The organism is Alienimonas sp. DA493 (genome assembly GCF_043951915.1).
In the GTDB taxonomy this organism is placed as follows: domain Bacteria; phylum Planctomycetota; class Planctomycetia; order Planctomycetales; family Planctomycetaceae; genus Alienimonas.
Genome location: NZ_JBINJD010000303.1, coordinates 1 through 1,982, shown reverse-complemented (window position 1 = coordinate 1,982; position 1,982 = coordinate 1). Strand labels below are relative to the sequence as shown.

Annotated in this window: 1 protein-coding gene; it reads left to right on the top strand. The window is 71.4% G+C overall.

The genetic code is table 11. The features are described from left to right. Positions 1–417: 417 nt before the first annotated feature. Positions 418–1,982, top strand: a 1,565-nt coding sequence (locus ACG2DA_RS22585; RefSeq protein ID WP_395258927.1) for a recombinase family protein, incomplete at its 3' end; no start/stop codon positions are given.

Genomic DNA, 1,982 nt, shown 5'->3' with positions numbered 1-1,982 from the left:
GGCCCGACGCGGCCGGCCCTCTCTCCGCCCCCGCCGTTCTGCCGGCGGGGCTCGACGCGCCCGCTCGCCGGGCCGTCTCCTGCGCCTGCCCGCCCGGTCTCCGTTTTCTTCGAGCCCAACCGCAATCGCCGTTCTCGCCGGACGGAGCCGCGCTCGCGTCGGCGGGGGACGAAGGCCCCTTGCGGACGGTTCGTAGAGTGACGCGACGCCCGATCGCACCTTGTTCTCCCTTTGACTGTTGAAGATGTTTCGACTTGTCGCCACGGCTTGCTGCCGAAAAGTCCATCCCGCCCGCTTCTCGGTGCTGACCCGATCCGGGGTCGTGAAGCGGGCGGGGCTGACGGAACGGAACGCCATCGCCTACGTTCGGGGCTACCGCCTGTCGGGCGGCCCGCCCCTCATTGTGCAGGAACGAAAATGCTGACCGCGGCGGCGTACTACCGGATGTCGGACGACCGACAGACGGAGAGCATCCCGGCCCAGGTCAAGGCGGTCGCGGAACTGGCGGAGCAGCACGGCTACCGGATCGTCGCGGAGTACCGGGACGACGGGATCAGCGGCGGCGACGCGGAGCGGCCGGACTGGCGGCGGATGCTGGACGACGCCGAACGGGCGGGGTGGGCGGCGATTCTCTGCTGGGATTCGGACCGCTTCGCCCGGCTGGACCCGATCGAACTGGCATACCACATCAAGCCGCTGCGGGACGCGGGGGTCGTCCTGCACACGGTCGCGCAAGGCCGGGTGGATTGGTCCGACATGGCCGGGAGGATCGTGTGGGCGGTGCAACAGGAGGCGAAGCACTCCTATCTGTCCGATCTGTCGCGGAACGTCCTGCGGGGAATGGAACGGTCCGTCCTCTCCGGCCGCTGGCCCGGCAAGCCGCCCTACGGCTACGCGATCGGGCCGGAGGGGCGGCTGGTTCCCGACGCCAACGCCGAGCACGTCCGTCTGATCTTCCGGCTGTACGTCGCGGGGGACTCGCTGCGAAAGGTCGCGGCGACGCTCAACGAGGCGGGCGTCGGGTCGCCCAGCGGGAGGCGCTGGAAACTGCAAGGCGTGCGCAGCGTTCTCGGGAACGACTCCTATCTCGGGCGGACGACGTGGGGGAAGCACTGCCGAGGCAAGTTCGGGCGCGTCGGCCGGGGCGGGGGGCGACGCGCGGGCGGCAAGGGGCGGGATCTGAACCCGGAGCCGGTGGTGATCGAGAGGACGCACGAACCGCTCGTCAGCGCCGCGACGTTCGCCGCGGCGGCGGGGCGGCTCGCCGCGAACCGCACCCGCACGACGCCCCACCGGGACGGCGGGGCGTTCGTCCTGTCCGGGCTCGTTCGCTGCGGCGACTGCGGGCAGAAGATGGTGGGCGTCACGCTCCGAAAGGGGGCCGTGCCGCACTACCGCTGCCTCGGTCGAAACCTCGACCCGGCGAACCCGAAGCGGCACGCGGGGGCGTACACGGTCCGGCAGGCGGACATTCTGGAGAAGATCGAAGACCGGCTGCGGGAGAAGCAGAACCTGGACGTGCTGGTCGCCGAACTGACCGGGGCGACCGGCGGCGAGGCCCGGCGGGCGGAGCGGGAGTCCGCCGCGCGCCGGGCGAAGGCGTTGCGGAAGAAGGTGGAAGCGGCGTCGGCCCGCATCCTGTCGCTGCCGGAGTCCGTCGTGCCGGACGCGACCGCGCAACTGGAGAAACTGATCGACCTCCGCGACGCGGCGGAACGGCGGGCGGCGACGTTGGCGGCGGAGCCGGAGGTCTGCCCGGTGAACGCCGACCGCATTCGGGCCGTGCTGGAGAACGTGCCGCGGGCGATCCGCGAAGCGCCTCGCCCGCTGCTGCGGGACGCTCTTGAGGAAGCCTTCGATTCGATCGACTGCCACTTCCGCACGGAGCGCCGGCCCGACGGCCGGGTGAAGCGACACGTCCTGTCGAAAGTCACGCTCGAAGCCGACTCGGTCCGGGTAAAGTCGTCGGGTTCGGCACGCCG